17 protein-coding genes and 1 tRNA gene are annotated in these 25,922 nt (G+C 35.7%); 14 read left to right on the top strand and 4 right to left on the bottom strand.

The features are described from left to right. Positions 1-186 precede the first annotated feature (186 nt). Complete coding sequence (locus ABXQ82_RS07205) at positions 187-876, bottom strand: polysaccharide deacetylase family protein (RefSeq protein WP_367057052.1); 690 nt, start codon at positions 874-876, stop codon at positions 187-189. 102 nt (positions 877-978) lie between these two features. Next, positions 979-4,314, bottom strand: a complete 3,336-nt coding sequence (locus ABXQ82_RS07210) for a DUF2723 domain-containing protein (protein WP_367057055.1) — start codon at positions 4,312-4,314, stop codon at positions 979-981. Between the two features lie 214 nt (positions 4,315-4,528). Between ABXQ82_RS07210 and ABXQ82_RS07215 the strand changes: the two genes are divergently transcribed. Next, a tRNA-Gln gene (locus ABXQ82_RS07215) sits at positions 4,529-4,601 on the top strand. Positions 4,602-5,005: 404 nt separating this feature from the next. Here ABXQ82_RS07215 and ABXQ82_RS07220 read toward each other — a convergent pair. Further along, the gene (locus ABXQ82_RS07220) at positions 5,006-5,830 is read right to left on the bottom strand and encodes a universal stress protein (protein ID WP_367057058.1); all 825 of its coding nucleotides are present in this window, start codon (positions 5,828-5,830) and stop codon (positions 5,006-5,008) included. Between the two features lie 132 nt (positions 5,831-5,962). Here ABXQ82_RS07220 and rimP point away from each other — a divergent pair, with 132 nt between their 5' ends. From rimP to infB, 3 genes are all read left to right on the top strand, one after another. After that, positions 5,963-6,424 carry a ribosome assembly cofactor RimP gene (rimP, locus tag ABXQ82_RS07225; protein ID WP_367057061.1) on the top strand — a complete coding sequence of 154 codons (462 nt, stop codon included), beginning with the start codon at positions 5,963-5,965 and terminating at the stop codon, positions 6,422-6,424. Positions 6,425-6,437: 13 nt separating this feature from the next. After that, entirely contained in the window at positions 6,438-7,670 is a 1,233-nt protein-coding gene (nusA, locus tag ABXQ82_RS07230; RefSeq protein WP_367057064.1) for a transcription termination factor NusA, read from the top strand. A gap of 74 nt (positions 7,671-7,744) precedes the next feature. Further along, entirely contained in the window at positions 7,745-10,501 is a 2,757-nt protein-coding gene (infB, locus tag ABXQ82_RS07235) for a translation initiation factor IF-2 (protein ID WP_367057067.1), read from the top strand. Between the two features lie 104 nt (positions 10,502-10,605). On the opposite strand, the gene ABXQ82_RS07240 is transcribed toward infB, so the two are convergent. Next, positions 10,606-10,989 carry an SPOR domain-containing protein gene (locus ABXQ82_RS07240; protein WP_367057070.1) on the bottom strand — a complete coding sequence of 128 codons (384 nt, stop codon included), beginning with the start codon at positions 10,987-10,989 and terminating at the stop codon, positions 10,606-10,608. 220 nt (positions 10,990-11,209) lie between these two features. Between ABXQ82_RS07240 and ABXQ82_RS07245 the strand changes: the two genes are divergently transcribed. The 10 genes from ABXQ82_RS07245 to ABXQ82_RS07290 all read left to right on the top strand — a co-directional run bounded on the left by ABXQ82_RS07245 (position 11,210) and on the right by ABXQ82_RS07290 (position 25,881). Continuing rightward, positions 11,210-12,505, top strand: a complete 1,296-nt coding sequence (locus ABXQ82_RS07245) for a c-type cytochrome (RefSeq protein ID WP_367057406.1) — start codon at positions 11,210-11,212, stop codon at positions 12,503-12,505. A 117-nt stretch (positions 12,506-12,622) separates the two neighbouring features. Further along, positions 12,623-15,877 carry a TAT-variant-translocated molybdopterin oxidoreductase gene (locus ABXQ82_RS07250; RefSeq protein ID WP_367057073.1) on the top strand — a complete coding sequence of 1,085 codons (3,255 nt, stop codon included), beginning with the start codon at positions 12,623-12,625 and terminating at the stop codon, positions 15,875-15,877. Positions 15,878-15,968: 91 nt separating this feature from the next. Beyond that, the gene (gene nrfD, locus ABXQ82_RS07255; protein ID WP_367057076.1) at positions 15,969-17,705 is read left to right on the top strand and encodes an NrfD/PsrC family molybdoenzyme membrane anchor subunit; all 1,737 of its coding nucleotides are present in this window, start codon (positions 15,969-15,971) and stop codon (positions 17,703-17,705) included. Between the two features lie 9 nt (positions 17,706-17,714). Next, positions 17,715-18,245: a DUF3341 domain-containing protein gene (locus ABXQ82_RS07260; RefSeq protein WP_367057079.1), complete on the top strand. Its 531-nt coding sequence runs from the start codon at positions 17,715-17,717 to the stop codon at positions 18,243-18,245. A gap of 8 nt (positions 18,246-18,253) precedes the next feature. Next, positions 18,254-18,808 (top strand): cytochrome c, encoded by a 555-nt coding sequence (locus ABXQ82_RS07265; RefSeq protein ID WP_367057082.1) that lies wholly within the window; start codon positions 18,254-18,256, stop codon positions 18,806-18,808. 20 nt (positions 18,809-18,828) lie between these two features. Beyond that, the gene (locus ABXQ82_RS07270; protein ID WP_367057085.1) at positions 18,829-20,211 is read left to right on the top strand and encodes a quinol:cytochrome C oxidoreductase; all 1,383 of its coding nucleotides are present in this window, start codon (positions 18,829-18,831) and stop codon (positions 20,209-20,211) included. Between the two features lie 30 nt (positions 20,212-20,241). Continuing rightward, positions 20,242-21,315 carry a cytochrome c oxidase subunit II gene (locus ABXQ82_RS07275; RefSeq protein WP_367057088.1) on the top strand — a complete coding sequence of 358 codons (1,074 nt, stop codon included), beginning with the start codon at positions 20,242-20,244 and terminating at the stop codon, positions 21,313-21,315. Between the two features lie 25 nt (positions 21,316-21,340). Then, positions 21,341-23,134 carry a cbb3-type cytochrome c oxidase subunit I gene (locus tag ABXQ82_RS07280; protein WP_367057091.1) on the top strand — a complete coding sequence of 598 codons (1,794 nt, stop codon included), beginning with the start codon at positions 21,341-21,343 and terminating at the stop codon, positions 23,132-23,134. 212 nt (positions 23,135-23,346) lie between these two features. After that, positions 23,347-24,369, top strand: coding sequence for a Holliday junction branch migration DNA helicase RuvB (gene ruvB / locus ABXQ82_RS07285; RefSeq protein ID WP_367057094.1), 1,023 nt, complete (start codon positions 23,347-23,349; stop codon positions 24,367-24,369). Between the two features lie 171 nt (positions 24,370-24,540). Further along, positions 24,541-25,881 carry a cytochrome c peroxidase gene (locus ABXQ82_RS07290; RefSeq protein ID WP_367057097.1) on the top strand — a complete coding sequence of 447 codons (1,341 nt, stop codon included), beginning with the start codon at positions 24,541-24,543 and terminating at the stop codon, positions 25,879-25,881. Positions 25,882-25,922: the final 41 nt, after the last annotated feature.

Consider the following 25,922-nt stretch of genomic DNA (forward strand, 5'->3'; position numbering starts at 1 on the left):
AAACCCAATTTTGAAATTTGATAAAGTGCTTTTTTACAATAAACACTAATGATTCTCTGACGAAAAATCATTTCAATACTGAAACAAGTTCAGCACAGCTGTTTTTTATCAAGCGTTAAACGAAGTTCGACATTTTTTTTTAACAAAGTCAAGTACTCTGTTAATTATTAATGAGTACAATAGTTATTAATTAATAGTATCCAAAACCTCAAACCGATACCCTTTCTCACTAAAACACTCCAAAACCTTAGGCAATGCATATTGCATATTTCTAGAAGCTTTTACGCTATCATGAAATACAATAATACTTCCTTCTTTAGTTTTTGAAATTACGTTATTTAGGCATTCATCTGGACTCACATTTTCCTTCCAATCAAAAGGCAGAACGTCCCACATGATGATTTTATAGCCCAATTCAATTAGTGATTTTCCCTGTGAAGAAGTTATTTTCCCATAAGGTGGTCTGAAAAGATTAACGGTTAACGTCCCAATAGCTTTCGTGATTGGAGCTTTAACATCAGAATTTGTAATTTGGGATTTTAAAACAGCTTCACACAATTCAATGTTTTTGAGATATTCCTTAGCTTTAGTTTTCCAACCTTTTATATGGTGCTGTGTGTGGTTACCAATAGCATGCCCGTCATTTAAAACCTGTTGAAAAATACTGGGATATTTTTCAACATTAGCCCCAATACAAAAAAACGTTGCTTTTGCGTTGTATCGTTTTAAGATGTCTAAAGTCCATTCGGTAATTTCAGGAGTAGGGCCATCATCAAAAGTTAAGTAAATTATTTTTTCAGAAGTGTCAATATTCCAAACATAATTTGGAAATAAAGATTTTACAACTTTTGGAGTTTTTACAGGTACTAAGACCATGTTTTAAATTTTTTACAAAGCCTCGATACACAATGGCTTGCCTCGTTATTTTTGGAATTTAGTTTTTTGATATTTGGAATTTGGTTTTTTGATTTTGGAATTTTATTCTACTGCCTCAATTGGCGCATTACTATCCAATGGAACATCTATGTCGGTTTCCTCTTCAACATCATCATCCCCATAAAAATATCTGAATTTCCTTAAATAGTTATTAAATATTTCGCCCTCCTTTTCAGCTAGTTCGGTATCATACCTTAACAAAACATCAACCAAACCTTTATAACGTTGAATATCAGTATAAATATCTTCAAATAAACGTTCTTGGTTATCTCTAGTTAAACTACTGTAATACATCAAGTTTTCCTGATATTTTTTACTCACTTCAAAATATAATTGCTGAGCCTTTTCTTTACTGCCTACTTCATAATAAGCACCAATATAAGGTTCGAGCAGCGTGTAATACCCAAAATATTCCACTGGCATGTTTTTCATGGCAATATCTGCGATCTCTTCAGCCTTTTCTAGTTTATCTTCGTTAATCAATTGTTCCACCAAACGTGCTAAATTGCCGCGATATGTAATAGAGTTTTTACGTGTCTCAGGATCGTGATAAATATCAGGACTCCCGCTGTTACCCCAATACCAGCTTTTAACTTTTTCATACATAATATCAGTATCAACACGTCCCATGTCGAAAGGGTTTGCTCTATCAACAGGTGTTTTTATGGGTACTAATTTGTAGCACATACCATCCAGTTGTAAATAGTCTTTCATCCAAAGGTAATCGTCATCTCCAAAACTACCTCCTGTAAAGTAAATAGGGCGTTTCCATTCGTTATTGGCAACAATATCGAGCATTAATAATCTATTTTTGTATAATGCATTAGACTTGATTTTTATATCGATATGCGGTACAATTTTATCTGCATCTTCTGGTTTTACAATGCCACTCTTTAGAACATTTTCTTTATTCACAGGAATACGAATATATTCAGTTGGTAAATAGCTGTTATTTAAATCTTGTGCTCTAATCGAAGAAATATCAACACCTTGCTGTTGCAAAATATATTTATATTTCGTTTTTGGGTTATCACTTTGAATAAAATCCAAAGCATATTTTAAATCCAACGTGTCTTTAGTGACAGATTCTATAATGATATAATCATTAGTGCCATATTTATAATCATCATGTTCCAATTGCGACGGAATAGGGTCGCTCTCATAAGCCTTACGTTTCATTTGGTCGATATACCAATCGGTTTGAAATAAACTAGTATTCACCACCCGAACATCGGTTCTATAACCTTCAATTTCCTGGGCATACCAAAGCGCAAATGTATCATTATCGCCTATGGTAAATAAGATGGCGTTTTCGGCACAGGAATCTAGGTATTTTCTAGCCATAGCCTGCGCTGTATATTTCCCAGAACGGTCATGATCGTCCCAGTTGTTTGCGGCCAGAATCCCTGGCACTAAAATTAAACAGGCAATAGTTACAATAGGAGCTGCCAATGCTTTTGGAAGTGTGTTTTTTAGGGCATTGTAAATGGCATATACCCCAAAACCAATCCAAATAGCAAACACGTAAAAAGAGCCAACCACGGAATAATCGCGTTCACGAGGTTCAAACGGACGTACATTGGTGTAAACCTGTATCGCAATTCCTGTAAAGAGGAAAAATACCAACATGACCCAAAAGCGTTTTTTGTCCGTATTCAATAAAAAGAACATCCCTATAAGTCCTAAAATTAACGGCAGGAAATAATAGGTGTTTCTCGCTTTGTTATTTTTAATATCACTTGGTAAATTATCTTGCGAAAAGCCCAAATGCCATTCGTCAATTGGTTTTATACCGCTTATCCAATTTCCGTTATTGTCATATCTTCCTTGAATATCATCTTGCCGCCCTGCGAAATTCCACATAAAATACCGCCAGTACATATAGCCTAATTGATATTCAAATAGATATTTTATATTGCTTACTAAATCAGGTTTTTCAATATCTATATAACTTTTGTAACGTTTTAAAAAACTGTTATAATCTTCATAATCAACATTACCTTGCATCACTTCTTTTCTAAAATCTGAAACGATTTTACGCAATTCGTTTTGCATTTGATATTCAGGTTTCAAATTAAAATTTAAATACCCAGTAAACATCATATAGTTTTCGGCGTGTTCGCCACTCCACATGCGTGGTAAAATGGATGCATGTCTTTTATTGTAATTCTGTTTGGCGTCTTTCCAATTATTTACAACGACATATTTGCCTTTTTCTTCGTCCTTTTCATATTTAGGTTTATCATCTACATAAGGATTGTTGTCATCTAAATAAGCATATTGGTCCGTAAACTGAGGGCCGTAAAACAAGTGTGTTTCAGGGTACTGCTCTAAATTATAATATGCCAAAAGTTCTCTCGCACTCGACGGATTATTTTCATTAATTACCACATCGGCATTAGCGCGAATTGGCAACATCAACCAAGTTGAAAACCCAATGATCACAAAAGTTAAACACAAAATCCCTGTATTTAAATGCACATAATTCTTTTGTCGTGTATAACGCAATGCATAAACAATAATGGCGACCAAAATCAATCCTGCAATGATAGAACCCGAATTAAAAGGCAACCCGATACTGTTCACAAAGAAGATTTCAAAAACACTAAAAATCTTAAGGATATTGGGAGCCAATAATTTAAAGACGAATAATAAAATAGCTACTGAAACCACATTCGCAATAATGAAGTTTTTAACTGTTACTGTTTTATAGTTTTTAAAGAAATAAATCAGTCCGATTACGGGAATTGTCAATAATCCCATAAAATGTACTCCAAAAGATAATCCAATAATAAAAGCAATGAGTATCAACCATCGGTTTCCACGAGGTTTATCCATGTCTTGCTCCCAACGTAATGCCAACCAAAATAAGGCTGCCATAATTAAAGTTGCCATCGCATATACTTCGGTTTCAACAGCATTGAACCAAAATGAATCTGTAAATGTAAATGCTAGACTGCCCACTAAACCACTTCCTAAAATGGCGATATATTGTTGTTTCGTCAAAGTAGCATTTCCAGTAGTGTCTCCCTCTTTATAAGAATTTAAATTAAGGACTAGTTTTGATAAAAGCAGCGTAATTGTCCAAAACATAAACAGGATGGTGAACGCACTCGCAACGGCACTCATCATATTCATCATCAAGCCTATAGCCTCGTTATTTCCAAAAGTAAAGGTTGAGAAAAACGCACCAAGCATCTGGAAAAGTGGTGCCCCGGGAGGGTGTCCTACCTGTAATTTAGCTGAAGTTAAAATATATTCGCCGGCATCCCAAAAACTAACCGTAGGCTCTACCGTTAAACTATATGTTATCAAGGCAATTAAAAAAGAGAACCAACCTAATATGGTATTCCATTTTTTAAAATTAAAATCTAGCATCTAAAATCTGTATTTGTTTGGTTTGGCGAATTTAATATATAAATATGAAACAGGAATAAATATTATACTCCTGTTAACATTAACGCGTTCGCAAGTAGAAAGATTCTAGCAAAAACTCAAAATTTTTAAATCGGACTATTTTGATAGGATATTTTTCTAAAAAATGCTTGTAGAAATAAAACTTTATACTAAATTTGCAGCCTCAATTAAGTATTGGCCTATGGTGTAACTGGCAACACGTTGGTTTTTGGTACCAAAGAGTCTAGGTTCGAGCCCTAGTAGGCCAACAAAAATTGAATAAAGTCCTTGCTTTTAAAGTGAGGACTTTTTGTTTTTTGTCATTCCTACGAAGTCAGGAAGTTTGTACGATAAAATTATTACGCAGAGTCTCATAGAGAACCATGGAGATTAGCAGAGAAATAGTTCATCAATCATTAAAATTTTATTTTTTTTTTACTTTTTGCTCTGTGTCGCCCTGCGCAAACTCGGTGTACCTCTGCGTAATTTTTGTCTATCTTAATCCTTTGCGCGTCCGCGGCCCTGCCTGCCGACCTTTAGGCAGGTTTGCGCGAAAATTATTTTTGGAGATTGTTTTTAGTCTAATTTAGTTTTTAAAACACCATATTTCATTTTTGTATTTTTTTTGAAAGCATAAGAACTTTAAATTAATACAACTTTGCACGATAACTTTCTAAATCTTAAAAGTAATCACCGGTCTCCGTGCATGATTTACCAAATCCTCACTAATACTGCCATTAAAAAAGTGAGACAATCCTTGTCTGCCATGAGTGCTCATGCCAATTAAATCTGCATCGACAGACTGCGAAAAATTCATAATGCCTTTTTCAATCGTTTCATCATTATAAATATGGATGGTGCAATAACTATGGGTTACAGTATCTAAAAACCCTTGTATTCGTGCTTTAGCTTCGGCAGTAGTAATAAATTTATTGGCCGTAACTACCATTAATAAATGCATTTCAACCTCAAATGATTCCGCAAATTTTAGAGCTTTTAAAAAGGGCACTTTAGATTCGTCTTTAAAATCAGAAGCAAATACAAAACTTTCAATCTTAAAAAGTTCGTGCCTCTTTTTTACAACCAAAACAGGTACTTCAGAAGTACGAACCACTTTTTCGGTGTTAGAGCCAATCAATAATTCCTTAAATCCGCTCGCACCATGAGATCCCATGATAATAAAATCGATGTTATTTTTTTCGCAAACGTGATAAATGCCTTTAAAAATATCATGAAATTCTATAGCCTCATGAACTGTAATACCTTGTAAATAGTCTTTTTCTTTTAGCTTTTTAAATTTCTTATGGGCCAATTTCATAAAAAACATGGCTTCTGGCAAATCTCGATACGTGCTTAAAGCATCCACTTCGTGTAAAGGAAGATCTAATACATTTAGCAGATAAATTTCGCTATGGTGTTGTTTTGCCAATTGGGCAGCTACTTCTAGCGCATTTTCAGCTTGTTCTGAAAAATCGGTAGGGACTAGTATTTTTTTCATATTAGGGAGATGTTAGCTTCATAAAAATAAGGATAAATTCTTTAGAAATCAATAAAATATATTATATTTGCGCCGTTGAAAGGCGAGAATTAAATATGAGGGGACGGAAAGTCCCCTCTTTTTATACTAAAAATGTTTAGAAATACAGTAAAAAATTTATTAGATGACGGGCTAAATGAACGCCCTGACTTGTTTTTGATAAGTTTCAATATTAGCGAAGCAAACCATATTAAAGTTGTTCTTGATGGCGATAATGGTGTGCAAGTAGAAGACTGTATGTTTATAAGCAGGGCCATAGAGCATAACTTGGATCGGGAAGAAGTAGATTTTTCTTTAGAAGTCATGTCGGCTGGTGCAACAGAACCATTAGTAAACACAAGACAATATAAAAGACATGTAAATAGATCGCTAAGTGTTAAAACAACATCTGATAAACTAGAGGGTGTTTTAACCGAAGCTACAGATAGTGCCATTGTTTTAGAATGGAAAACAAGAGAACCAAAACCTATTGGAAAAGGTAAGGTTACCGTAAATAAGCAAGCTAATGTTGCTTATGATGATATTGTAGAAGCAAAAGTTATGATAAAATTTTAATTTAAGTAGAGATATGGAAAATGTTGCGTTAATTGAATCTTTCTCAGAATTCAAAGACGATAAACTTATTGATCGTGTGACACTTATGGCTATTCTAGAAGATGTTTTTAGAAGTGCTTTAAAAAAGAAATTTGGAGATGACGATAATTTTGATATTATTGTAAATCCCGATAAAGGAGATTTGGAAATATGGAGAAACCGTGTTGTGGTTGCCGATGGGGAAGTGGAAGAACCAAATCAAGAAATTTCCTTATCTGAAGCTCGTAAAATTGAGCCAGATTTTGAAGTAGGTGAAGATGTATCCGAGGAAGTGAAATTAATAGATCTAGGAAGACGTGCTATTTTAGCATTACGCCAAAACTTGATTTCTAAGATTCATGAGCACGATAACACCATAATCTACAAGCAATTTAAAGATTTAGTAGGCGAGATTTATACTGCTGAAGTACACCACATTCGTCATAGAGCTGTAATTTTGTTGGATGATGATGGCAATGAAATTGTATTGCCAAAAGACAGACAAATTCCGTCAGATTTCTTTAGAAAAGGAGATAATGTAAGAGGTGTTATTGACAGCGTGGAGCTTAAAGGCGCAAAACCTACAATAATTATGTCTAGAAGTTCCCCAGTATTTTTAGAGAAATTATTCGAACAGGAAATACCAGAAGTTTTTGATGGTTTAATTACCATTAAAAAAGTAGTGAGAATTCCTGGTGAAAAAGCAAAAGTAGCTGTAGATTCTTATGATGATAGAATAGACCCAGTTGGTGCTTGTGTAGGTATGAAAGGTTCAAGAATCCACGGGATTGTTCGTGAATTAGGAAATGAAAATATTGATGTTATCAATTACACGAACAATGAGCAATTATTCGTGACTAGAGCATTAAGTCCTGCGCGTGTTACTTCAGTTAAATTAAATGAAGAAACAAAACGCGCTGAGGTAATTTTAAAACCAGAGGAAGTAAGTAAAGCGATTGGTAGAGGCGGACATAATATTCGTCTGGCTGGTCAATTAACTGGTTATGAAATAGATGTATTTAGGGAAGGTGCTGAGGAAGATGTAGAATTAAGAGAGTTCTCTGATGAAATTGAAGATTGGATTATTGCAGAATTCAGTAAAGCTGGATTAGATACTGCAAAAAGTGTATTGGAACAAGATGTTGCCGATTTGGTAAAAAGAATCGACTTGGAAGAAGAGACAATTAATGATGTTATTAGAATTCTTAAGGAAGAATTCGAAGAGTAAATACCAATTCAATTTCATAAGAAATTGGAATTGAACAGGTATTCATATTATATTTGAGATTTTAAAGGCAATTTATGGCTGACACAATTAGATTAAATAAAGTTTTACGCGAACTGAACATTTCTTTAGATCGCGCTGTGGAATTTTTGGATTCCAAAGGCGTGGAAATTGAAAAGCGTCCTACTACAAAAATTTCTGAGGAGACTTATAATATCCTTTCAGATGAATTTGAGACGGATGCGAACAAGAAAATGAAGTCGCAAGAAGTTAGTGAAGCTAAGCTTAAGGAAAAGGAAGATTTACGTATTAAGCGTGAAAAAGAATTAGAGGAAAGGCAAAAAGCTCAGGAAGCCAGAGAAAAAGCGCAACAAGAAGAGGTGGTTAAAGCTTCTAAAGCACTTTCAGGGCCTAAAACTGTTGGAAAAATAGATTTAGATTCTAAAAAACCTGAAGAAAAACCTGCTGCTGAAAAACCAGTTGAAGCTGAAAAGCCTGTTGTAAAAGAAGTCAAAGAGGAAGTTGCAAAAGCAGAAACCCCTAAGACTGAAGAAAAACCAGTTGTCGATAAAAAACCTGTCACCGAAGCAAAAGAAGCTTCTAAACCTGAAGTGAAGCAGGTAGTTATTGATGGGGAATTGGTAACCCCTGACGAAAACGTTAAAACACAATACAAAAAACTTTCAGGGCCTAAAATAGCTGGAGATAAAATTGATTTATCGAAGTTCAATAAGCCAAAGAAGAAGAAAGAAGATAAAAAACCAGATGCGAAAGCGGGAGACCCTAAGAAAAAGCGTCGTCGTATCAGTAAAGTTGGCCCTGGTGGTTCTGGTACTGGTGGACAAAATAGAGGTCCTGGAAACCGTGGAAACGATAGGTTTAAAGGAAAACCTGGTCAAGGTCGTAGAAATATTGTAAAAGAAGAGCCTTCTGAAGAAGATGTAAAAAAACAAGTGCGTGAAACACTTGAAAAATTACAAGGAAAATCAAACAAAGGACGAGGCGCTAAAAACAGAAGAGATAAAAGAGATAAGCATAGAGAGCAGACTGAGATTGATCAGCAAATAGAAGCTGCAGAAAGCAAAATCCTTAAAGTTACAGAGTTTGTAACTGCAAGTGAAGTTGCTACAATGATGGATGTTGGGGTAACTGAAATTATTTCGGCTTGTATGTCGTTAGGAATGATGGTAACCATGAATCAGCGTTTAGATGCTGAAACATTATCTATTGTTGCAGATGAATTTGGTTATGAAGTAGAATTTGTTACCGCCGATATTGAAGAGGCTATTGAAGACGTTCAAGATAAACCCGAAGATTTAAAACCTCGTGCGCCAATAGTTACGGTTATGGGGCATGTAGATCATGGTAAAACATCCCTTTTGGATTACATACGTAAAGAAAATGTAATTGCGGGAGAATCTGGTGGAATTACGCAGCACATTGGTGCATACGGCGTACAATTGGAAGGCGGACAAAAAATTGCATTCTTGGATACACCAGGTCACGAAGCCTTTACCGCAATGCGTGCTCGTGGTGCTCAAGTAACAGATATAGCAATTATTGTTGCCGCTGCCGATGATGATATTATGCCACAAACAAAAGAGGCGATTTCGCATGCGCAAGCTGCGGGAGTACCAATTGTTTTTGCAATTAATAAAATTGATTTACCTGCGGCCAATCCTGAAAAGATTAAAGAAGGTCTTGCTAATATGAATTTATTAGTTGAAGATTGGGGCGGTAAAGTACAGTCTCATGATATTTCAGCAAAGGTTGGAACGGGCGTAAAAGAATTATTGGAAAAAGTATTGCTGGAAGCCGAATTATTGGAGCTTAAAGCAAACCCAGATAAGCCAGCACAAGGAACAGTTGTTGAAGCCTTTTTAGATAAAGGCCGTGGTTATGTATCTACTATATTAGTACAGGCAGGGACTTTGCGAGTTGGCGATTATGTGTTAGCAGGGAAAAATAGCGGTAAGGTTAAAGCCATGCACGATGAAAGAGGAAATGATGTGAAAGCTGCAGGACCTTCAACACCAGTATCTATTTTAGGATTAGATGGTGCGCCACAAGCGGGTGATAAATTTAATGTATTTGCAGACGAACGTGAGGCAAAACAAATTGCTTCCAAGCGCGCACAATTGCAACGCGAACAATCTGTGAGAACACAACGTCATATTACACTTGATGAAATTGGACGTCGTATCGCACTTGGAGATTTCCAAGAATTGAATATCATTCTTAAAGGTGATGTGGACGGTTCTGTGGAAGCATTAACAGATTCATTCCAGAAACTATCTACTGAAGAAATACAAGTGAATATTCTTCATAAAGGTGTTGGAGCAATTACCGAAAGTGATGTGTTGTTAGCTTCGGCCTCCGATGCAATTATCGTTGGGTTTAATGTGCGTCCTGTAGGAAATGCAAGAGATATCGCCGATAAAGAAGAAATCGATATCAGAACATACTCCATTATTTACGATGCCATAAACGATCTTAAGGATGCCATGGAAGGTATGCTATCTCCAGAGCTTAAGGAAGAAATTACAGGTACTGCCGAAATTAGGGAAATCTTTAAAGTTTCTAAAATTGGAAGTATTGCTGGATGTATGGTTACTAATGGAAAAATCTTCAGAAATTCTGGAATACGCTTAATCAGGGATGGTGTTGTAGTCTATACAGGCGAATTAACATCATTAAAACGATTTAAGGATGATGTTAAAGAAGTAGCAAAAGGTTACGATTGTGGTATGCAACTTAAAAACTATAACGACATTAAAGAAGGCGATATAGTAGAAGCTTTCCACGAAGTTGAGGTTAAGAAAAAATTGAAATAAATAATTTTCACTTCTAAAAAAGAAAGGCGAACCAATTTAAATTGGTTCGCCTTTCTTTTGTGCTAATTTTATATGTCTTAGAACAATTTAAGGTTTAATTGGTGTTATGTTTTCTTCGGCTTAAAGATAAAAGCCGCAGGAAACTTGCGTTTAATTCTTTGCAAAGCACGATCTGCTTCTAATCGCGTGCTAAAATTTCCAGCCCAAACCTTGAAATTTGGTGTTTCGTAATGCATTACTGGTCGCCATTGACCATACGCATCTGCAAAATCTTTTTGGGCATTTTGAGCTCCAGAACGACTACCAGAATACACTTGTATTTTATACCTCCTAGAATCGGTTTCGTTCCGATTCATTTCCTTTTTTAAATCTAATAGTTTTGTAATTCTTTTATCCTGATTTACAGTAACCTTACCTTCTTGGGAATGACCGTAAAATGATAGAAAAACTGAACATATAACTGTTACCGATAGACGTTTTAAATTCATGTAATTCATTTTTAGTTATCTTATGCAAATGTATGCGATATAAACGTAAGTCATAGATGTTTTCTTATTTAGAATTTCTCTAAATTAGCAATTAACAGTTCGCTAACATTTCTCAAATCGACTTTTAATATTACTTTTGCCAGAGATTTTACAACTGTGTTTTTTCAAATGTTTAATGAAAAAACCATACCAAAGTTTAGAAGTTAATATAACCAACAATATGAAACAGGTGATACACCGTAGATTAAGCAATACTATTCTTCGTTTAAGCTTAATTGTATTATTAGCGTTTACAACATCACTTTCAGCTCAGGAAGGAGATCCAGCAAAAGGGAAATCTCTATTCAATGCAAATTGTGCTGCTTGTCATCAATTAGATAAAAAAATGACAGGGCCTGCTTTACGTAATGTAGAAGCAAGATTGTCTGATGAGCAAGGTTTAGATAGAGAATGGCTTTCTGCATGGATTAGGAATAGTGCAGGTGTTATCAAGTCTGGAGATGCTTATGCTAACAAAATTTATAATGAGTATGGTGGTGCTGCAATGACAGCATTTCCTCAATTGTCAGATGATGATATTAACAATATTTTAGCTTATACTGCTGAAGAAAAGAAAGCTCCGGCTGCTGCTCAGACTGCCGTAGCTCAAGACGGTTCTGGTGGGGGTTCGTCCGGTGGAATTTCAAACGAAATCATATTAGGCGCCTTAGCTATCTTATTCATTCTTTTAGCGGCAGGTTTATATTTAGTAAACAAAACATTACGCCGTTTTGCTTCGGCACAAGGTATAGAAGTAGATGACGCATCTGAAGGAACACCACTTTGGAAAGCGTTTTTGCAAAACCAATTCTTAATGATAGTTGTTGCAATCTTCTTTTTACTGTCAAGTGCTTATTTTGCGTTTGGTTACTTTATGCAAATAGGAGTAGATCAAGGGTATCAACCAGTTCAACCAATACATTTTTCACATAAAGTACATGCAGGTGATAATGGTATCGATTGTAAGTACTGTCACTCTTCTGCTAGAGTTAGTAAAACATCTGGTATTCCTTCATTGAATGTTTGTATGAACTGTCATAAATCAATCTACGAATATAATGGGGAAACATCTCCAGAATACTCTAAGGAGTTCTATGATGGAGAAATCAAGAAATTATATGCTGCTGCAGGTTGGAGTGACGAAGATCAAAAATATTCAGGTGATGCACAACCAGTAAAATGGGTGCGTATTCACAACTTACCAGACTTTGCATATTTCAATCACTCGCAGCACGTTACCGTGGCTGGGGTTGAATGTCAAACATGTCACGGTCCTGTGGAAGAAATGGAAGTGATGTACCAACATGCACCATTAACTATGGGGTGGTGTATCAACTGTCACAGAGAAACCGATGTGAACATAAAAGACAATGCCTACTACGAAAAAATACATGAGGAATTATCCAAGAAGTATGGCGTAGAGAATTTAACAGTCGCTCAAATGGGTGGTCTGGAATGTGGTAAATGTCACTATTAAGAATATGATTTTTCTTTTCCCCGAAGGCGGAAAACTATAAATTAACAAAAAGTATAAGTTTTAGTTTAGAAGAAATTCTAAAAACTAATGACTAACAACTAATAACTAGTAAAAAATATGTCATCAAACAAGAAATACTGGAAAAGTGTTGAAGAGCTAAACGAAAATAGCTCTATTGTTGAGACGCTAAAACAAAACGAATTTGTAGAAGAGATTCCTACTGATGAATTTTTAGGTGATAAGGAAATATTAGAAGCAACATCTACTACGCGTCGTGATTTCTTAAAATATGTTGGTTTTACAACAGCTGCAGCTTCTTTGGCGGCTTGTGAAGGACCAGTAAAAAAATCAATTCCTTACGTTGTTCAGCCAACAGAAATTATTCCTGGGGTTGCCAATTATTATGCAACTACAATTGCTGATGGATTTGATTTTGCAAGTGTTTTAGTTAAGACTCGTGAAGGTCGTCCAATCAAAATAGAAAACAATAATTTGGCTGCTACCAACGGTAGTGCGAATGCTAGGGTTAATGCTTCTGTTTTAGGATTGTATGATAGTTTAAGAGTTCAAGGTCCAAAAAAAGGCGGAGAAGCTATTTCTTGGAGTGATTTTGATGCTGAAACTACTAAAGCTTTAACAAACGTTGCGGCTGCAAATAAGTCAATTGTGTTATTAACACAGACTTACGCAAGCCCTTCTACAAATAAATTAGTTGCTGAATTTTCTGGAAAATACGGAAATGTAAGTCACGTTCAGTACGATTCAGTTTCAGAATCTGCTGCTCTTGATGCGTATCAAGCAAAATACGGAGAAAGAGGTTTGGCTAATTACGATTTTTCAAAAGCAATGACTATTGTTTCTGTCGGTGCAGATTTCTTAGGAGATTGGCAAGGTGGAGGATTTGATTCTGGATATTCTAAAACTAGAATCCCCGATCATGGAAAAATGTCACGACATATTCAGTTTGAAGCTAATATGTCGCTTTCAGGTGCAAATGCCGATAAGCGTGTGCCATTAACACCAAGTCAACAAAAACAAGCATTAGCAAAATTATATAGTTTAGTGGTTGGTGGTGCAGTTGCTACCGATTTACCAGAACATGTAAACGAAGCGGTTCAAAAAGTAGCTTCTGAATTAAAGAAAGCAGGAAGCAAAGGTGTTGTAGTTACTGGTATTCAAGATGTAAATGCACAAACATTAGCTTTAGAAATCAATGCTGCCTTAAATAGTAAAGCATTTGATCCTGCTACACCAATTAAAACAAGACAGGGAAGCGATAAAGCGGTACTACAATTAGTTGCCGATATGAAGGCAGGTAAAGTTGGAGCCATCATAATGAGCGGTGTTAATCCAGCATATACATTGCCAAATGCTGCTGATTTCTTGGAAGGCTTAAAGAAAACAGAATTATCAATTGCATTTTCTTTGAAGGAAGATGAAACATCTTCTGAAACGCAATATATAGCTGCAGCCCCTCATTATTTAGAATCTTGGGGTGATGTAGAATTGAAGAAAGGACATTACGGGTTGACACAACCAGCTATTCGTCCTTTATTCAACACAAGACAATTTCAAGAGGCTTTATTGAAGTGGACTGGAAACGATAGTTCTTACCATGATTATATAAAAGACACATGGGGTTCTAGCGTGCTAGGTGGACAATCATTCAACAAAGCATTACATGATGGTGTGTTTGTTTATGGTTCATCTAATGGAACAAATGGAGATGCTTTTAAAACCGTTGAAACGACTTCAACTGTATTAAATGATAAAAAGAAAAGAACCTTTGTAGGCGGTATTATTCATGATGTAGCCGTTGGTGTTGGTATTAAGGATGAAGATAAAGCTGGCTTTACAACAATAACATCTTCTTCAAGAATAAATACTGGAAATGGTGCATCGGCAACTGCTGGAGTCCTTGGAGGGGCGGGTGCCGCAAAAGCATTAGCTGCATCTGCAACATCAGAAGGTTTAGAATTAACATTATATACTAAAGTAGGTATGGGAGATGGGCAACAGGCCAATAACCCATGGTTGCAAGAATTCCCAGATCCTATTACAAGAGCATCTTGGGATAATTACTTAACGGTTTCTAAAGCGGATGCTGATGCATTAGGCTTAGAAAATTCACATGTAGCCAATGGCGCATTAAATGGTAGTTATGCTACTGTTAATGTAAATGGTGTGTCTGTAACAGCTCCTGTGATTATTCAACCAGGGCAAGCAAAAGGTTCTGTTGGTTTAGCTTTAGGTTACGGAAAAACTCTAGGTCTAAAAGAAGAAATGCAAACAGGTGTTAATGCATATCCATTATACCAAAACTTCAATACTACACAACCTGTAACTATTGAAGCTGCGGCTGGAGAGCATGAATTTGCTTGTGTGCAGTTGCAAAATACATTGATGGGGCGTGGCGATATCATTAAAGAAACCACGTTAGAGATCTTCAACACTAAAGATAGAGATGTATGGAACAAAGTTCCTACGGTGTCTTTAAACCATCAAGAAACTAAAGTAACTGATCCTAGTGTTGATTTATGGGATGAATTTGATCGTTCAATAGGGCATCATTTTAACTTATCAATCGATTTAAATGCATGTACCGGATGTGGTGCTTGTGTTATAGCATGTCATGCAGAAAATAATGTACCTGTAGTTGGTAAAACCGAAGTACGTCGCAGTCGTGATATGCATTGGTTACGTATAGATCGTTATTATTCATCTGAAGAAACATTCACAGATGATGAAACTAAAAAAGAAGATACAAAAGGATTAGGGGTAATAGGTGCTTTAGAAGAAATGGAATCGCCTGCTCATAATCCGCAAGTAGCTTTCCAACCAGTAATGTGTCAACATTGTAACCATGCGCCTTGTGAAACTGTATGTCCAGTTGCGGCAACATCACATGGTCGTCAAGGTCAAAATCATATGGCATATAACCGTTGCGTAGGTACTAGATATTGTGCAAATAACTGCCCGTATAAAGTACGTCGTTTCAACTGGTTCTTATATAATGGAAATGATGAGTTCGATTATCATATGAATGATGATTTAGGACGTATGGTATTAAACCCAGATGTTGTAGTGCGTTCTCGTGGTGTAATGGAAAAGTGTTCTATGTGTATTCAAATGACACAGAAAACGATTCTTGATGCAAAACGTGACGGACGCGCAATTAAAGATGGAGAATTCCAAACCGCTTGTTCTGCTGCATGTAGTAGTGGTGCAATGGTATTTGGCGACATCAATGATAAAGACAGTAAAGTTGCAAAACTTAAAGAAGATAACCGTATGTATCACTTATTAGAGAGTGTTGGTACTAAGCCTAATGTGCAGTACCATACTAAAGTGAGGAATACAACTGAAGCATAATAAAGTTGGAAGTTAGAAGTTGGAAGTGAAATAGTTCATGCTTCAAAATTTTAACTTAAATAAAAATAATTTTTTTTAATTAATATTAATTATGGCGTCTCATTACGAAGCACCTATTAGAAGACCTTTAGTTACAGGGGAAAAATCATACCACGATGTTACCGTGGATGTAGCAGCACCTGTAGAAGGAAAAGCCAATAAGCAATGGTGGATAGTTTTTGGTATCTCACTTGCAGCTTTTCTTTGGGGAATTGGATGTATCATTTATACCATATCAACAGGTATCGGTACTTGGGGTTTGAACAAAACCGTAGGTTGGGCTTGGGATATTACTAACTTTGTTTGGTGGGTAGGTATTGGTCACGCTGGAACATTGATTTCCGCGGTACTATTATTATTCCGTCAAAAATGGAGAATGGCAATTAACCGTTCTGCAGAAGCCATGACAATTTTCTCGGTAGTTCAAGCAGGTTTATTTCCAATTATTCACATGGGTCGTCCATGGTTAGGGTATTGGGTGTTACCAATTCCAAACCAATTTGGGTCGTTATGGGTAAACTTTAACTCGCCATTACTTTGGGATGTATTTGCAATTTCCACGTATTTATCGGTATCATTAGTATTCTGGTGGACAGGTTTATTACCTGATTTTGCAATGTTAAGAGATAGAGCAATCAGGCCTTTTCAAAAGAAAATCTATTCTTTATTAAGTTTCGGATGGTCTGGTCGTGCAAAAGATTGGCAACGTTTTGAAGAAGTATCTTTGGTACTTGCTGGTTTAGCAACACCACTAGTACTTTCTGTACATACTATTGTATCATTTGACTTCGCAACATCTGTAATTCCTGGTTGGCATACAACAATATTCCCACCTTACTTTGTTGCTGGAGCTGTATTTTCAGGATTTGCTATGGTAAACACACTTCTTATTATCATGAGAAAAGTGTGTAGTTTAGAAGATTATATTACAGTACAACACATTGAATTAATGAACATCGTAATCATGATTACAGGTTCTATAGTTGGTGTGGCATATATTACTGAGTTATTTATAGCATGGTATTCTGGTGTAGAATATGAACAATATGCGTTCTTAAACAGAGCAACCGGACCTTATTGGTGGGCCTATTTGTTAATGATGTCTTGTAATGTATTCTCTCCACAATTCATGTGGTTCAAGAAATTAAGAACAAGTATTATGTTCTCATTCTTTATTTCGATTGTTGTGAACGTAGGCATGTGGTTTGAACGTTTCGTAATTATTGTAACCTCGTTACATAGAGATTATTTGCCATCTTCATGGACAATGTTCCAACCAACATTTGTAGATATTGGCATTTTTATTGGAACTATTGGATTTTTCTTTGTATTGTTTTTGTTATACTCTAGAACATTCCCTGTAATTGCACAGGCAGAGGTTAAGACTATTTTGAAATCTTCTGGAGAGCGTTATAAAAATATTAGGGAAAGAGGAGATAGTTTGGTAGGAACTGGAGCCGATACAAGAACGTCTGGAAAAGCGGTTGCTGAACCTGTAGTTAAGGTTGAAACGACGCCGAAAGACGATAATTCTGAAAAAGTAAGTAACCTTTTAGGAAGTATCGGAAGTTTTGACGCAACAACCCAAACGGCTGATGACTTGAAAAAAATAAGTGGTATTGGACCTAAAATGGAAGAAGTATTAAATAGCATTGGTATTTATACATTCCTTCAGGTTAGTAAGATGACCAAAAAAGAATATGATTTGTTAGACAGTATTACGGGTTCTTTCCCAGGAAGAGCAGAACGTGATGATTGGTCTGGGCAAGCTAAAAAATTAATAAACTAAACATAGTCAATGGAAGCTTCAAAAGTTATTCACGCTATTTATACTGATGATGATATTTTAATGTCGGCCGTTAAAAAGGTTAAGGCAGAAAGACATCACATTGAAGAAATATATACGCCATTTCCAGTTCATGGACTAGATAAGGCTATGGGATTAGAACCTACACGTATTGCTATTACAGCATTTATGTATGGTTTGGTAGGTTTAACAGTTGCAATTTTGATGATGAATTTTATCATGATTGAAGATTGGCCACAAAACATAGGTGGTAAACCTAGTTTTAGTTATATCGAAAATATGCCTGCATTTGTGCCAATTATGTTTGAGTTGACGGTGTTTTTTGCAGCCCACTTAATGGTAATTACATTTTACTTACGTAGTAGAATGTGGCCATTTAAGAAAGCTGAAAACCCTGACCCAAGAACAACGGATGACCATTTTTTAATGGAAATTGCAGTTCACGGCAATGAAAATGAGTTAGAAAGCTTGTTGAAAGAAACTGGAGCAGTAGAAATTAATTTAGTTGATAAAGCCCATTAATTATAAATATGAAAAGCTTAATTAAAATAGTAGTAATTGCAGTTGTATTTGTTGCTGTGTCGTGTAAAAAGGATACTGCACCAAATTATCAATTCATGCCAAACATGTATGAGTCTGCAGGTTATGAAACTTACGGAGAAAATGCAATGTTTGAAAATGGAATGGAGGCAAGAACTCCAGCGGAAGGAAGTATTCCAAGAGGATTTATTCCATTTGATATTGAAAATAACACCGATGGTTTTGCCTTAGCAAAAGCAACACTTAAGAGTCCTTTAAGTTCTGATGAAGTAGATTTTGAAAAGGGTAGCCCGTTATATGCTATTTATTGTGGTATATGTCATGGTGTTAAAGGAGATGGACAAGGTAACTTGGTAAAGCGCGAGAAAATATTAGGTATCCCTAGTTATGATGATGCAGGTAGAGCAATTACTGAAGGCAGTATTTACCATACTATTTATTATGGTAAAAATGCGATGGGTAGTTACGCAAATCAATTAAACGAAGAAGAGCGTTGGCAAGTTGTTGCATACGTTTTGAAGTTAAAAGAAGATTTAGAAAAGTAAGAAGATAAGATTATATAGATATGTACACATTTTCAAATAAATTAAAGACATTTTCTATCGCACTAATAATTTTAGGCGTATTGGGCGTAGGATATGGTTTTATGACATCTCATAAATCTTTTGAAGAGGTTGAGCACATGTTAGCTGAAGAAGCGCATCATGGTGGTGGTCATGGAGAAGAAGTAGCTCATGCCGCTCCCAGCCATGATGAACATGCGACGGATTCACATGCAACTGATGCTCATGATGAACACGCAAATGAAGAAGAGGGGCATGTACAAGTTGATGCACATGCAAAACATGTTGAGCATGTACAACATCAAATAGCAAACAGACCTTGGTCTGCACTTTACGTAGCGGCATTTTTCTTTATGATGATTGCACTAGGTGTTTTAGCGTTTTATGCGATTCAAATAGCATCGCAAGCAGGTTGGTCTCCAGTATTGTTTAGAGTCATGGAAGGTATAACAGCTTATTTATTACCTGGTGCTTTAATAGTTTTAGGTATTGCTATTGCATCTGGAACAATTGGACATTACAACTTGTTTATCTGGATGGATCCAGAAGTTGTGGCTCACGACAAACTAATTGAAGGTAAAACAGGATGGTTAAACATCTGGGGTTTCGCTATTCGCGGGCTTATTTTTATTGCTGGTTGGGTAGCATACAGACATTTTTCACGTAAATTTTCAATCGCTCAAGATACAGCAGATGATAGAAGTAACTTTAAAAAGTCATTTCGTATTTCAGCAGCATTCTTAGTATTCTTTATTTATACAGAATCTATGATGTCTTGGGATTGGATTATGAGTGTAGATCCACATTGGTTCTCTACTTTATTTGGATGGTATGTATTTGCGAGTATGTTTGTGAGTGGGATTACAGTAATTGCTTTAATCACAATCTACTTAAAATCTAAGGGTGTACTTGATTTTGTAAACGAAAACCATTTACATGATGTCGCAAAGTTTATGTTTGCATTCAGTATTTTCTGGACATACCTATGGTTCTCACAGTTTATGTTGATTTGGTATTCAAACATACCAGAAGAGGTAACGTATTTTGTAACACGTTTCCAAGATTATAAATTACCATTCTTAGGTATGGTAGTGATGAACTTTGTGTTCCCAATATTAATGTTAATGAATGCTGATTACAAGCGTATTCCATGGTTTGTGGTTATGGCTGGCTTAGTAATATTATTTGGACATTACATAGATATTTTCAATATGATAATGCCTGCTACCGTTGGCGATAGATGGTTTATAGGTATTCCAGAAATAAGTTCAGTATTACTGTTCGCTGGTTTATTCATTTTTGTAGTATTTACTGCTTTAACAAAAGCACCTCTACTAGTAAAAGGTTATCCTTTTAGAAAAGAAAGTGAAGAATTTCATTATTAATCAAGATATAAATAAAGACTACCGATAACAATGACTGCTTTATTAACAATTATAGTTTTAGTATTTATTTTAGTTGCCATATGGCAAATGGTAAAGATTTTCGATTTAGCTCAGGCGAAAAGCGAAGACACTACACCTGGGGTAGCTACAGATAAGGATAATACATTAAATGGATATTTAATGATGGGCTTTCTGGCTTTCATTTATATTATAACCATTGTATGTGTTGTAAAATATGGTGATTTACCATTAATGTCAAATTCTGCATCAGAACACGGCCCAACCATCGATAATTTGATGTGGATCTCTATGATTCTTATCTTTTTTGTACAAACGATAACACAGTTTCTACTACACTATTTCGCTTATAAATATAAAGGTGAAAAAGGAAAGAAGGCTTTATTCTTTGCAGATAACAATAAGTTAGAATTTATCTGGACTATCATTCCTGTAATCGTTTTGGCCGGTTTGATTATTTATGGATTAAACACTTGGATTAACATCATGGGTGTAGATGAAAGCGATGATCCTTTAGTAGTTGAATTATATGCACAACAGTTTAACTGGAAAGCTAGATATGGAGGTGCTGATAATACCTTAGGTAAAGCTAATGTGAGATTGATTGATATTGACCGTGCTAATATTTTAGGTTTAGATGAATCGGACCCAAATGCTCAAGATGATTTGATTACTACGGAATTGCATTTGCCAGTTGGAAGACCAGTTTTATTTAAAATGCGTTCGCAAGATGTATTACATTCGGCATATATGCCACACTTTAGAGCGCAAATGAACTGTGTGCCCGGTATGATCACGCAGTTTGGGTTTACCCCAACAAAAACAACTGTTGAGATGCGCGACACGCAACAAATGAAGGATAAGGTTAAAAGAATTAATGAAATAAGAGTTGAGAATAGTAAACCTTTAATTGCAAAAGGGGAAGAGGCATTAGAACGCTATGAATTTGATTATTTATTGTTATGTAACAAGATTTGTGGAAAATCACATTACAACATGCAAATGAAAATTGTAGTTGAAACTCAAGAAGAATATGATGCTTGGATTGCAGAGCAAAAAGAATTCAAAAACTCTCTAATTAACTAATACAAAAGAAAAACGATATAAGATTATGTCAGCACACGCAGATACTCACGATCACGACGACGATCACGGACATCATCATAAAGAAACGTTTGTAACTAAATATATATTTAGTCAAGACCATAAAATGATTGCTAAGCAGTACCTTATTACCGGTACTATTATGGGAGTTATAGGTGTACTAATGTCTATGATGTTCCGTATGCAAATCGCATGGCCGGAAGAACCAAATGTTTTGTTTGAAGCATTATTGGGTAAATGGGCACCAGACGGTGTTATGGATGCTGACATTTATTTGGCATTAGTAACGATACATGGTACCATTATGGTATTCTTTGTATTAACGGCGGGTTTAAGTGGTACGTTTAGTAACTTATTAATTCCATTGCAAATTGGTGCACGTGATATGGCATCTGGGTTTTTAAATATGGTTTCCTATTGGCTATTCTTTTTATCGAGTGTCATCATGGTAATTTCATTATTTGTTGAGGCAGGGCCTGCAGCAGCAGGATGGACTATTTATCCACCGTTAAGTGCCTTACCAATGGCTCAAGGTGGTTCTGGTATGGGTATGACCTTATGGTTGGTATCTATGGCTATATTTATTGCATCTTCACTATTAGGATCGCTTAACTACGTAGTTACGGTAATTAACTTGCGTACTAAAGGCATGTCTATGACAAGACTACCTTTAACAATTTGGGCATTCTTTGTAACTGCTATTATCGGTATTATTTCATTCCCAGTATTATTATCTGCAGCTTTATTATTAATTATGGATAGAAGTTTTGGAACATCATTCTTCTTATCAGATATATTTATTCAAGGTGAAGTATTGCATTACCAAGGAGGTTCGCCAGTATTATTTGAACACTTATTTTGGTTCTTAGGGCATCCAGAGGTATATATTGTAATCTTACCTGCAATGGGACTGGTTTCAGAAATTATGGCGTCAAACTCACGTAAACCTATATTTGGTTACCGTGCAATGATTGCTTCTATTTTAGCGATTGCATTCTTGTCAACAATTGTATGGGGACACCATATGTTTATCTCTGGAATGAATCCATTCTTAGGATCTGTATTTACATTTACAACATTATTAATTGCAATTCCATCGGCAGTAAAAGCATTTAACTGGATAACCACACTCTGGAAAGGTAATTTGCAGTTAAATCCCGCAATGCTATTTTCTATAGGTTTCGTATCAACATTTATAACAGGAGGTTTAACAGGAATTATCCTTGGAGATTCTGCTTTAGATATTAATGTTCACGATACATATTTCGTGGTAGCACACTTCCACTTGGTAATGGGAATCTCTGCGCTTTATGGTATGTTTGCCGGTATTTACCATTGGTATCCAAAAATGTTTGGTAGAATGTTGAATAAGAATTTAGGCTATATTCACTTTTGGGTAACAGCTGTTTGTGCTTATGGTGTTTTCTTCCCGATGCACTTTATAGGTATGGCAGGTTTACCACGTCGCTATTATACAAATAGTAACTTCCCCTTATTTGATGATTTGGCAGATGTAAATGTGATTATTACTATTTTCGCTTTAGTAGGAGGGATCGTTCAAATCGTTTATCTATATAACTTCTTTAGTAGTATTTTCTTCGGAAAGAGAACTGTTCAAAACCCATGGAAGTCAACAACTTTAGAGTGGACAGCTCCTGTAGAACACATGCACGGAAACTGGCCTGGAGAAATTCCTCATGTACACCGTTGGGCTTACGATTATAGCAAGCCAGGGCATGATGTAGATTTCGTCCCTCAAAATATTCCTTTAAAAGACGGTGAAGAAGAATTACAGCATTAAACTAATTCCGTAGTTTATACTGAGCGTAGTCGAAGTATAGGCAGGAATCATTTATAAATAACAGAAGACCTTTAGATTGATTAATATTTCTAAAGGTCTTTTTCATTATATTTGTTTATATAGACTTTTTGTCATTCCCGCGAAGACGGGAATCTAATTTTATAATAGCTTATTCAATAAGTAAAGAGATTTCTGCTTTAGCAGGAAGTGTTATGAACCAAAACCTTGATCCAACAGACGATAATTTTTCTCCAGAAGAATTAGATGTAGAACGAAAATTAAGACCCTTATCATTCGATGATTTTACGGGTCAAGATCAAGTATTGGAAAATCTTCAAATCTTCGTTCAAGCCGCAAATTTAAGAACCGAAGCTTTAGATCACTCGTTGTTTCATGGACCTCCAGGATTAGGGAAAACAACTTTAGCGTACATTTTAGCTAACGAATTAGAGGTTGGTATTAAAGTAACTTCAGGACCAGTTTTAGATAAACCAGGAGATTTAGCAGGTTTATTGACTAATCTTGAAGAGCGTGATGTGTTGTTTATTGATGAAATACATCGATTAAGTCCTATTGTAGAAGAGTATTTATATTCTGCCATGGAAGATTATAAAATCGATATCATGATTGAATCAGGACCAAATGCACGTTCGGTTCAAATCAATTTAAATCCATTTACTTTAATTGGGGCAACCACACGTTCAGGGTTGTTAACGGCACCAATGCGTGCACGTTTTGGTATTCAAAGCAGATTGCAATATTATAAAACCGATTTACTTACAACTATTGTACAGCGAAGTGCTATGATTTTAGATGTTCCAATTTCTATGGAAGCTGCTGTTGAAATTGCAGGAAGAAGTCGTGGCACTCCAAGAATAGCGAATGCTTTATTGAGACGTGTTCGAGATTTTGCGCAAATAAAAGGGAATGGCAGTATTGATATTAAAATAGCCAAATTTGCTTTGGAAGCTTTAAATGTTGATGCTTTTGGATTGGATGAAATGGACAACAAGATTTTATCCACCATCATTGATAAATTTAAAGGTGGACCTGTTGGGATTTCTACCATTGCAACGGCAGTAAGTGAGAGTCCTGAAACCATTGAAGAAGTTTATGAACCATTTTTAATTCAACAGGGTTTTATTATGCGTACACCTCGCGGGCGTGAAGTTACGGAGCAGGCTTATAAGCACCTAGGGAAAGTCAAAAGACCAACTCAAGGCGGTTTGTTTTAAGCCATCTACATTTGAAATACATGAAAAACAAGCCTTTTTTCAAAGATAGAAAATGCGCTTCATCGAAACTTTTACAATACAACTAATATATGAGGTTTTCAGCAAATTAATGTAAGGTTTTTAGAGTTGGGTTTTATTTTTACACCACAATAGTAACCCAATCTATTTAATATGAAAAACTTAAAAACCTACAGTCTTCTGTTGTTATGTACTTATTTTTTAAATTCGTGTGCAACAGACCACGATGATTACGCAGCAATTCCATCCCAATCTATTTTAGAAAGACAGATTGAAGATCTATTCGGTTCTAAAGCATCATTATTACTTCCTGCTTCAAACAATTTTACGGATATTCCTAGTGATGCTAAAAACAGTATCACAGCAGCAAAAGTGGCATTAGGCAAATTATTGTTTCATGAAACTATGCTTGGAAAAAATCCAAATAATGAGGAAGGCATGAATACTTACTCCTGTGCCAGTTGCCATCACGCAGCGGCTGGATTTCAAAGTGGTGTTCAGCAAGGCATTGGCGAAGGAGGTATTGGTTTTGGAGTCCATGGAGAAGGTCGAATTAAATCTTCTAATTATTTAGAGACCGATTTGGATGTGCAACCTATAAAAAGTCCAAGTGTCTTAAATGTTGCTTATCAAGAAGTTATGTTATGGAATGGTCAATTTGGAGCTTTGGGTGCTAATCTTGGTACCGAAGCAAATTGGACAGTAGGTACTCCAAAAGAAGCCAATACTTTTGGTTTTGAAGGTGTTGAAACACAGGCCATAGCAGGACTGGATGTACATAGGTTGTTAATAGATAAAGATTTTATCGTAAATTCTTCATATAAAACCTTGTTTGATGCGGCGTTTCCGAATGATGCTGAAGACAGCCGTTATACTAAAATGAATGCGGCACTTGCAATAGCCGCCTATGAAAGAACAGTCTTATCTAATGAAGCACCTTTTCAAAAATGGTTAAAAGGCGATGCATTAGCGATGAGTGAAGACGAAACAAAAGGTGCCTTATTATTTTTTGGAAAAGGACAATGTTACACCTGCCATTCTGGACCTGGTTTAAATGGTATGGAATTTCATGCTTTAGGTATGAATGATTTGGCCGGAGAAAATATAATGACAGTTGTAGATGAAGCTACAAAAAAAGGGCGTGGCGGTTTTACAGGAAATCCTGATGATGATTATAAATTTAAAACACCTCAACTTTATAACTTAACAGATGCTGGTTTTTATGGTCATGGTGCTAGTTTTAAATCTATTAGAGATATCATCAGTTATAAAAATAAAGCAATTCAAGAAAATAGTGAAGTACCTTCAAATAAACTATCGGAGTCTTTTATACCTTTGAATTTATCTGAAGAAGAAGTTGATTTATTGACAATGTTTGTAGAAAACTCATTGTATGATGCCAACTTAAAGCGTTATCAACCTGAAAGTTTACCTAGCGGAAATTGTTTCCCAAATGCCGATTCTCAATCCTCTATAGATATGGGATGTATTTAAAATAAAATCTCTTTCCAACTATAAAATGAAAATCGTAATTT

The sequence above is a fragment of the Algibacter sp. 2305UL17-15 genome, assembly GCF_040720935.1.
In the GTDB taxonomy this organism is placed as follows: Bacteria; Bacteroidota; Bacteroidia; order Flavobacteriales; family Flavobacteriaceae; genus Jejuia.

What these genes read in the sequence shown, in the direction of transcription:
- ABXQ82_RS07205 (WP_367057052.1), bottom strand. Translation starts at nt 876, where the DNA reads ATGGTCTTAGTACCTGTAAAAACTCCAAAAGTTGTAAAATCTTTATTT.
- ABXQ82_RS07210 (WP_367057055.1), bottom strand. Translation starts at nt 4,314, where the DNA reads ATGCTAGATTTTAATTTTAAAAAATGGAATACCATATTAGGTTGGTTC.
- ABXQ82_RS07220 (WP_367057058.1), bottom strand. Translation starts at nt 5,830, where the DNA reads ATGAAAAAAATACTAGTCCCTACCGATTTTTCAGAACAAGCTGAAAAT.
- rimP (WP_367057061.1), top strand. Translation starts at nt 5,963, where the DNA reads ATGTTTAGAAATACAGTAAAAAATTTATTAGATGACGGGCTAAATGAA.
- nusA (WP_367057064.1), top strand. Translation starts at nt 6,438, where the DNA reads ATGGAAAATGTTGCGTTAATTGAATCTTTCTCAGAATTCAAAGACGAT.
- infB (WP_367057067.1), top strand. Translation starts at nt 7,745, where the DNA reads ATGGCTGACACAATTAGATTAAATAAAGTTTTACGCGAACTGAACATT.
- ABXQ82_RS07240 (WP_367057070.1), bottom strand. Translation starts at nt 10,989, where the DNA reads ATGAATTTAAAACGTCTATCGGTAACAGTTATATGTTCAGTTTTTCTA.
- ABXQ82_RS07245 (WP_367057406.1), top strand. Translation starts at nt 11,210, where the DNA reads ATGAAACAGGTGATACACCGTAGATTAAGCAATACTATTCTTCGTTTA.
- ABXQ82_RS07250 (WP_367057073.1), top strand. Translation starts at nt 12,623, where the DNA reads ATGTCATCAAACAAGAAATACTGGAAAAGTGTTGAAGAGCTAAACGAA.
- nrfD (WP_367057076.1), top strand. Translation starts at nt 15,969, where the DNA reads ATGGCGTCTCATTACGAAGCACCTATTAGAAGACCTTTAGTTACAGGG.
- ABXQ82_RS07260 (WP_367057079.1), top strand. Translation starts at nt 17,715, where the DNA reads ATGGAAGCTTCAAAAGTTATTCACGCTATTTATACTGATGATGATATT.
- ABXQ82_RS07265 (WP_367057082.1), top strand. Translation starts at nt 18,254, where the DNA reads ATGAAAAGCTTAATTAAAATAGTAGTAATTGCAGTTGTATTTGTTGCT.
- ABXQ82_RS07270 (WP_367057085.1), top strand. Translation starts at nt 18,829, where the DNA reads ATGTACACATTTTCAAATAAATTAAAGACATTTTCTATCGCACTAATA.
- ABXQ82_RS07275 (WP_367057088.1), top strand. Translation starts at nt 20,242, where the DNA reads ATGACTGCTTTATTAACAATTATAGTTTTAGTATTTATTTTAGTTGCC.
- ABXQ82_RS07280 (WP_367057091.1), top strand. Translation starts at nt 21,341, where the DNA reads ATGTCAGCACACGCAGATACTCACGATCACGACGACGATCACGGACAT.
- ruvB (WP_367057094.1), top strand. Translation starts at nt 23,347, where the DNA reads ATGAACCAAAACCTTGATCCAACAGACGATAATTTTTCTCCAGAAGAA.
- ABXQ82_RS07290 (WP_367057097.1), top strand. Translation starts at nt 24,541, where the DNA reads ATGAAAAACTTAAAAACCTACAGTCTTCTGTTGTTATGTACTTATTTT.